The organism is Streptomyces sp. NPDC002698 (assembly GCF_042888945.1).
In the GTDB taxonomy this organism is placed as follows: Bacteria; Actinomycetota; Actinomycetes; order Streptomycetales; family Streptomycetaceae; genus Streptomyces.
Map to the genome: position 1 here is coordinate 533,775 of NZ_JBIAQM010000002.1, position 7,281 is coordinate 541,055.

8 protein-coding genes and 1 pseudogene are annotated in these 7,281 nt (G+C 69.0%); 3 read left to right on the forward strand and 6 right to left on the reverse strand.

The features are described from left to right. Window positions 1-26 precede the first annotated feature (26 nt). Both ACFYW9_RS04760 and ACFYW9_RS04765 read left to right on the forward strand, forming a co-directional pair. Window positions 27-836 (forward strand): alpha/beta fold hydrolase, encoded by an 810-nt coding sequence (locus tag ACFYW9_RS04760; RefSeq protein ID WP_389144732.1) that lies wholly within the window; start codon window positions 27-29, stop codon window positions 834-836. Next, window positions 836-2,116, forward strand: coding sequence for a PP2C family protein-serine/threonine phosphatase (locus ACFYW9_RS04765; RefSeq protein WP_389144735.1), 1,281 nt, complete (start codon window positions 836-838; stop codon window positions 2,114-2,116). Before ACFYW9_RS04760 ends, ACFYW9_RS04765 begins: the two co-directional genes overlap by 1 nt. Before the next feature lie 993 nt (window positions 2,117-3,109). Here the strand turns inward: ACFYW9_RS04765 and ACFYW9_RS04770 are convergent. Then, window positions 3,110-3,949 carry a formate/nitrite transporter family protein gene (locus ACFYW9_RS04770; RefSeq protein WP_389144739.1) on the reverse strand — a complete coding sequence of 280 codons (840 nt, stop codon included), beginning with the start codon at window positions 3,947-3,949 and terminating at the stop codon, window positions 3,110-3,112. Between the two features lie 262 nt (window positions 3,950-4,211). Here ACFYW9_RS04770 and ACFYW9_RS04775 point away from each other — a divergent pair, with 262 nt between their 5' ends. Further along, complete coding sequence (locus ACFYW9_RS04775; RefSeq protein ID WP_389144742.1) at window positions 4,212-4,670, forward strand: ATP-binding protein; 459 nt, start codon at window positions 4,212-4,214, stop codon at window positions 4,668-4,670. A 418-nt stretch (window positions 4,671-5,088) separates the two neighbouring features. On the opposite strand, the gene ACFYW9_RS04780 is transcribed toward ACFYW9_RS04775, so the two are convergent. The 5 genes and pseudogenes from ACFYW9_RS04780 to ACFYW9_RS04800 all read right to left on the reverse strand — a co-directional run. After that, on the reverse strand, window positions 5,089-5,367 hold the full coding sequence (locus ACFYW9_RS04780; RefSeq protein ID WP_326783991.1) for a gas vesicle protein K: 279 nt from the start codon (window positions 5,365-5,367) through the stop codon (window positions 5,089-5,091). Then, entirely contained in the window at window positions 5,364-5,591 is a 228-nt protein-coding gene (locus ACFYW9_RS04785) for a gas vesicle protein (protein WP_351870927.1), read from the reverse strand. Before ACFYW9_RS04785 ends, ACFYW9_RS04780 begins: the two co-directional genes overlap by 4 nt. A gap of 3 nt (window positions 5,592-5,594) precedes the next feature. Beyond that, window positions 5,595-6,404 carry a GvpL/GvpF family gas vesicle protein gene (locus ACFYW9_RS04790; protein ID WP_389144747.1) on the reverse strand — a complete coding sequence of 270 codons (810 nt, stop codon included), beginning with the start codon at window positions 6,402-6,404 and terminating at the stop codon, window positions 5,595-5,597. A 96-nt stretch (window positions 6,405-6,500) separates the two neighbouring features. Beyond that, window positions 6,501-6,851: a gas vesicle protein gene (locus tag ACFYW9_RS04795; protein WP_389144750.1), complete on the reverse strand. Its 351-nt coding sequence runs from the start codon at window positions 6,849-6,851 to the stop codon at window positions 6,501-6,503. Further along, a pseudogene (locus ACFYW9_RS04800) lies at window positions 6,844-7,281 on the reverse strand (cyclase); the annotation flags it as partial. The pseudogene ACFYW9_RS04800 and the gene ACFYW9_RS04795, both read right to left, overlap by 8 nt.

Genomic DNA, 7,281 nt, shown 5'->3' on the forward strand with positions numbered 1-7,281 from the left:
CAGGAGCGGTCTGCGAGGATGGCTCCATGGACGTGTGGGGCAGGAACCATGTAAGGGTGACCGGCCGGACGGACGGCCCCGTCGTGGTGCTCGCGCACGGATTCGGGTGCGACCAGAACATGTGGCGACTGGTGGTGCCGCTGCTGGAGCGCGATTTCACGGTGGTGCTTTTCGACCACGTGGGGGCAGGGCGCTCCGACCTGGCGTCGTGGAGCGAGCGGCGCCACTCCACGATCGACGGCTACGCCGAGGACGTACTGGAGATCTGTCACGAGCTCGCGCTGGGTCCCGTGACGTTCGTCGGACACTCGGTGAGCGCCATGATGGGTGTGGTGGCCTCCGCGCGGGAGCCCGATGCGTTCAGCGGTCTGCTGCTCCTCGCCCCCTCTCCCAGCTTCATCGACGACCCGGCGACCGGCTATCGCGGCGGGTTCAGCGCCGAGGACATAGAGGAGCTTCTGGAGTCGCTGGACGCGAACTATCTGGGCTGGTCGCGTGCCATGGCCCCGATGATCACGGGCAATCCCGAGCGGCCGGAACTGGGTGAGGAGCTGACCAACAGCTTCTGCCGCACCGATCCGGACATCGCCCGGGTCTTCGCCCGGGTCACGTTCTTGTCCGACCACCGCGAGTCCCTCGCCCATGTGCGGGTTCCGACCCTCGTGGCGCAGTGCTCCAAGGACGCGATCGCCCCGCCGGAGGTGGGGGCGTTCGTGCAGGCGCAGATTCCCGGCAGCAGGCTGATCACGCTGAACGCCACCGGACACTGTCCGCAGCTCGCCGCCCCGGAGGAGACAGCCGCCGCGATCGCCGCCTTCGCCGGAGCGAGCCACTGATGTGCAGAACCGACCACAGCGGGAGGAGTGAGGGTTGCGCCCCGGACTCTCGGCCCGGTGCCGACCAGGCCACGTTCTCCGCGTTGCTGGAGGACAGTGCGGAGGACTTGTACGAAAACGCGCCGTGCGGGTACCTGTCCACGACCCTCGACGGCCGCATCGCGAAAATCAACCGGACCCTGCTGAACTGGCTCGGATACGAGAACAGCGAACTGGTGGGCCGGAGGGACTTCGCCGATCTGCTCACCGTCGGAGGCCGGATCTACCACGAGACCCATTTCGGCCCACTGCTGCGTATGCAGGGTGAGATCAGCGGCATCGCCCTGGAACTCAAGACCGCCGGGGGCGGCCGGCTCCCGGTTCTGGTGACCTCTGTCATTCGCAGCGGCAGTGACGGACAGCCGCTGCTGATCCGCACGACGGTCTTCGACGCCCGGGACCGGCGCACGTACGAGTCCGAACTCCTGCGCGCCCGTCAGGAATCGGACCGGGAACGCGAACGCCTGAAGCGACTGAACGCCACCCTGCAGAAGACGCTGCTGCCTCCCACCCTGGTGGACGTGCCCGGACTGGACGTCGCCGCGTACTACCACGTCGCCTCCGCCGACGAGGTGGGCGGCGACTTCTACGACTTGTTCCCCCTGGACTCCGGCACCTGGGGATTCTTCCTGGGCGACGTCTGCGGCAAGGGCGCGGCCGCCGCGGCCGTCACCTCTCTGGCGCGCTACACACTGCGGGCGGCCGCCGTGTACGACCCCGACCCCGCGGCGGTGCTGGCCAATCTCAATACTGTCCTGAATCACGAGTACAACGGCGACGACCCTCGCTTCTGCACCGTCATCTTCGGTCTGCTCACCCCGGACGGGGACGCGGGCGGCTTCCAGGTCACCCTGGCCAGCGGCGGCCATCCGCCGGCCCTGCTGATGCGCTCCGACGGCCACGCCTACTGTCTGCCGACCCCCGGCGGCCAGTTGATCGGTGTTCTGCCCGACGCCCACATCGCCACCACCTCCATCCGCCTCGACCCCGGCGACACGCTGTTCCTGCACACCGACGGTCTCACCGAAGCCCACTCCGCCGACTCCGCCGACGGCCGCTACGGCGACGAGGCCCTGCTGGAGTTCGTCCAGGGGCTGGCACCCACCACCGCCCACGACGCCGTGGCCGCGATCCGGGACCTGCTCGACACCTTCGGCACCGGCGTGGACGACGACACCGCGGTCCTGGCCTTCAACGTGCCCCGGCACAGCGGTGAAGAGCGGACGCGACCCACGACCTGACCGTCCTGACCGTCCGCACCCGCGCCACTCCGGCGGGCCCGGTGGTGGAGCCGGCCGGCACCCTGGATCATCACAGCGCACCCACTGTCCGCAGACCGCTCCCTGGCCGCGGTGACCGGGCGGGTCGGCTCAGCCGCAGTCTCCGCCGGCTTCATGCCGCGCCTGTCGAGCAGCCCGTCCTCACTCATCAGACGGAGGGCCACCGAGGCCGCGCGAGGTGCCACGAGGGCGGTGGTGGTTGCCGTCGCGGACTTCCTCGACCACGCCCTCTGACCGGCCGCGCCCCCATGTTCTGGGCTGCCTCGTCAACCCGCCGTGGCGCCTTCCCGCCTTGTGATGATCCGCCGCGTGGTGCCGCTCGCCTGTCTTCGCGGTGCAGCACAGTGGGCCGGTGTCTCCTCGTCTGCTGCCCGTCCTGCTCCTGGCGCTGCTCGGTATCACGGGCTGCGCCACCGTGGCCCCCGATGCCCCACCGGTCGACGGCCGCCCGGGTGTACGCGCCTCGCTCTCGGCGGACGGCGCGGCCTCACCGACGTCCGTGCCGGTGGTGCAGTCCTCGCCTCGTTCTGCTCTGGTGAAGACCGAACCGGAGCGGCCGCGGCGTGCGGCCGGGGCCGCAACGGCTCCTCACCGTCGGGCAGCGGGACCAGCACGACGCACCACGCCTCGCACGGTTCCGCCGACGCATGCGGTGCCGCACTCGCGGACCGTCCCGCAGAACCGGAAGCCGCCACGAGCGCACTCTCGCGCGAGGACCCACCGCCACCCGACTCCGCGGGCACCACGCGCCCGTCCGCAACCCTGGCCCGACCAGATGCGTCAGCTTTGCCGCCGGGCGGACGGGGTCACCTCCTCCGAGATCGCGACCCTGTGCCACCAGACCTGGGGTTGACCCGGGCGAAACGCGGGGCAGCCCGCCGAAAACACCAAGGAGGCCGAGCGGAACGGCGCCAACGGCAGTGATGCCGTTGGCGCCGTTCAGAGACCGGGGGGTCAGACCGTAACGGAGGTGCGGGAGGTGGTGTCCCGGGCCGGGACGGACGGTTCGGTGGGGGCCTTGCCGACAGCCGTACGGCCGCCGTCGTTCGCGAACCAGTACGCGGCGGCGACCAGCACCGCTCCGCCCACGATGTTGCCCGGAACGGTGAAGGCGAGGTTGCGGGCGAGGTCACCGACCTCCGCCTGACCGTTGACGATGCCGAGCGAGAACAGCCCCATGTTGGCGATGCTGTGCTCGAATCCGCTGGCGACGAAGGCGAACACCGGCCACCACACCATGGTGGCCTTCGCGCCGTCGCCCGACGCCCGGGTGAACATCCACACGGCCAGACACACCAGCATGTTGCAGAGCATGGCGCGTGCGAACAACTGTCCGCCCGACGTGGCTTCCTTCGAGGCCAGCAGAGCGCCCAGCAGGCTGGCGGAGGGGCCGGACCTGATGGTCCCGGCCATGCCTATGAACAGGGCGAAGACCACGGCGCCCGCCAGGTTGCCGAGCAGCGACATCACCCAGATCCGCGCCAGGTCCGCCCAGGAGGTCCGGCCGCTGAGCACGCCGAACGTCATGGTCATGCACTGGCTCGTGAACAGATCGGCACCGGCGAACAGCACCAGCAGCAGGGCGATGGGGAACACCGCGCCCTCCACCAGCCTGACGGCGCCCGAATGGCCCGCCTCCAGCGGCCCCGCAACGCTGAGCAGCAGAATCTCGCCGACACCGATGTAGATGCCGGCGAGCATCGCGGAGACCAGATAACGGGCCGGCGAGCGGACGAGCCGGGACTTCTTGACGGCTAGATCAGTGGATTCGGCAATGGTTGCGGGAATTGTCATTGGCACGGTAACGACGTTATGCGCCGCACCGGCGTTTTATCACAGGAGATGGTCCCCGGTCCGTGGGCCTCTCGGTCCGGGCTTTCCGGGCCGTTCGTCACACAGCGGCCGTCATGCCCCTTCCAGGGGGATCCCACGCCGCCCGCGGCGGACCGGCACGGGCCGCCGACACGCCCGAACAGCGAAGCAGGTGCGCGAGAGCAACATCTTCCACGCCACCCGGGGTACATGTCGTGACAATAGGGAACGAAGGTGAAGAGAAATGGATTCATCCGGTAAGGACTCGGAGCCGCCGAGCGCTCACCCCATAGCCACCGCTGTCCCTTTGAACGGAGGCAACACCTGCATCGCCGCGGCGCGCCATCTCGCGGCGGACTTCCTCACCCATGCCCAGGCGGATCAGAACGTCGTCGTCTCCCCCCGTGTGATGGACCTGACCCAGCTGGTGGTCAGCGAGCTGGTCACCAATGCCCGTAAATACGCGCCAGGGCCCATCCTCATGGAATTGCGCATAGAGGAGGCCGCGGTCGAGGTGACCGTGCGCGACAGCGGCCGCACCCAGCCGATCGTCTTCGACGTCGATCCCCTCCGCATCGGCCAGCACGGCCTGGAGATCGTCAGGGCCGTCACGCGGAAGTTCCAGGTCCAGGCAGAACCGTCCGGCAAACGCGTCACGGCGCACATCGCCCTGGGAGACGACTCGGTACCTGCGCCGGGGTGAGCCTGGGGCTCAGGGCGTCCGGGCCGGGTCCGGAAGAGGCCGAGCACGCCGGCGATCCGTCCCGCTCCCAGCGTGGCAGCACAGGTACGGCGACGATCTCGGCCACTCGCGACGCGGGTGGACTCCGGTCCCCCGAGGGCCGCTTCAAGAGCTGTTGAGATGGGGATGGGTGCGTGCCCATGACACGCACGGGAATACCCCCTCCCTTACGGTCGGCAATCCGCCGGTACTTGTTTGACCGGAGCCGAGCACGGTCACCCAGAGGGTGGGCCCGGCGTCATCCGGACCCGGGCGCTGATCGTTGGGACAACAGCGACCAGCGTCGCCCTCACGCCGTGGCCCGTCCGTGAACAACTCGTCACGACAACCGACCCCCTCACCACTCGGCCACCAGTCGGCCACCACTCGGCCAGGGGCTTCAGCTTCTGGGCAGAAGGGTCCCGAGCGGGCCGAGGTCGAGATTGAGATCCTCCGGGCGCACTCCGTGCTGCTCGCAGAGCTCCGCCATCCGCTGGTCGAGGAGCATGAGCGTGGTCCCGATCTCGTCGACCTGCTCGTCACTGAGGTCACCCTGCTCGACACGGCGGATCGCCTGGCGCTCCATCAGCTGTCTGAGGAGTTCGACCACGGTGAGCACCAGGGCGACCAGGTCGCGCCCCATCCGGTCGGAGTCCAGGTCGAGCCGGGAGCCGCTCACAGGGGGCCGCCGTCCGCCCAGGGAGCCGGGACGCGCTCGTTGACGGACGACAGCAGGGCATGGAGGGACAGCCGCACCAGGGGGACGTCGGCGATGGCGATGACCAGATCCCCGCTGACCACCACACCGGTCGCCAGGACGCGGTCCAGCAGGTCCACGAGTGGAACGCCGACAGGGCCGCTCAGGGGCCCGGGGGCGTCCCAGGGCACCACGTCGTGCGTCACGGTCTACACCTCGCCGACGAATGAATAGGGCACCCATGGCCCGGACAGCTCGATCTCCGCCCCGGTGCGTTCCCGCAGCGTCTGTGTCAGCAGGGCCAGTTCGCCGGCGCGGTGTTCGGCCACCAGGTAGGTCGCGTTGAGGACCTGGACCCGGCGTTCCCCGGCGGGCTGGACGTGCGGTCGCAACGTGCGGGAGGCGGCGGCGAGGCCCCGGACTTCGGTGTCCACCTCTTCCGCGGTCCTCAGTGCCTCGTCCTGGATCCGCTCGCGGCGCTCCTGCGCGCCTCGTTTTCGATTCAGGTAGGCGAGGCCGGCCCCGGGCGCCGGGCGTGACCGCTCGGTCGGCGTCACACGCCGGGGCGCCGTCCGCACCGTGTCGTCTCGCGGGCAGGGCGGCGCGTAGACCTTCACACCCCATTCGGCATGGCGTGCGATGCGCTTGAGCGCGGCATCGAACCGATCCGTCTCTTTGGCGAGTGCCCCTCGCGCCCTGTCCTCACCGTGGTACAGGGTGGCCATCGGCAGGGGGACCGTCGGGCAGCACGCCGCGACGGCGGCGACGACGTCGTGGTGGGCGCGTGCGTAGCGTTCGAGTTCCCGCTGGTCGGACAGGCGCGCCTGCCAGACTTCGTCCGTGAAGTCGCTTGCCCGGACGGACTGGACGATGGCCGTCAGTGCCCCCAGAGGCAGCGACCTCACGGGCGCCTCGTCGGTGACACCCGGCAGCCCGACCACGACCGAGGGGTCCGGTCTCCGGCAGACAGCGAACACGTAGATGGTGTCGCCCGAAAGCTCGGGCCCGCGCTCCGTCATGTACCTCGGTCCTCCTTGTTCCTCGCCGACTCGGGGTTCCTCGCTGACTCGAGGTTCATCGCTGACTCGGGGCGTTGCCGTGGGCCTTCTCTCAGGCTATTTTTCCGCACCCTCGGATTCGAGCGACTTCTCCGGCATATCGGATTCGAGCGCTTCCAGCCGTTCGCGCAATGCGCGGTTCTCGTCCCGCAAGGCATCGCGTGAAGCTCGCGAACTGAGCGCGGGATCGTTTTCCCACCAGTCGATCCCCGCCTTCTTCGCGGTGTCCACGGACGCCACGAACAAGCGGAGCCGAATGGTGAGCAGTTCGATGTCGAGGAGATCGATCTTGATGTCCCCGGCGATCACGATGCCCTTGTCCAGAACGCGTTCGAGGATGTCGGCGAGATTGGTGGTCTGAGGGCCGGAGACGGGGTACGAGCCCTGCCGGACGTCGACGTCACTCACGGCGTCGCTTCTGTCCTCTCTTCTTCTTGGGAGCTTCTTCCTCTTCCTCGTCCTCTTCCTCTACCTCGTCTTCGCCCTCCGTTCCCTCTTCGTCCTCGTCCTCGTATGTGTCCTCGGCCCCGTCGTCGGCCTCGTCTTCGTCTTCGTATCCGCCCTCTTCGTCCTCGTCCTCGTACGCGCCCTCCGCTCCCTCTTCCTCTTCGCCGTCGCCTGCGGAGTCGGCGCCTTCCTCGGCGTCGCCCTCGGGCTCCTCGCCCTCCGGCTCCTGCTGCTCGGCCTCTTCCTCCTCGACGGCGTCATCGTGGGACACGACGACTTCTCCGTCACGGATTTCGCCGCGCCAGCCCTCGGGTTCTTCGTTGGTGAGGGTCACGTATCGCTGGAAGTTCTTGAAGTCCAGTCGCAGGCGGCGCCCCTGCACCCGCCAGAG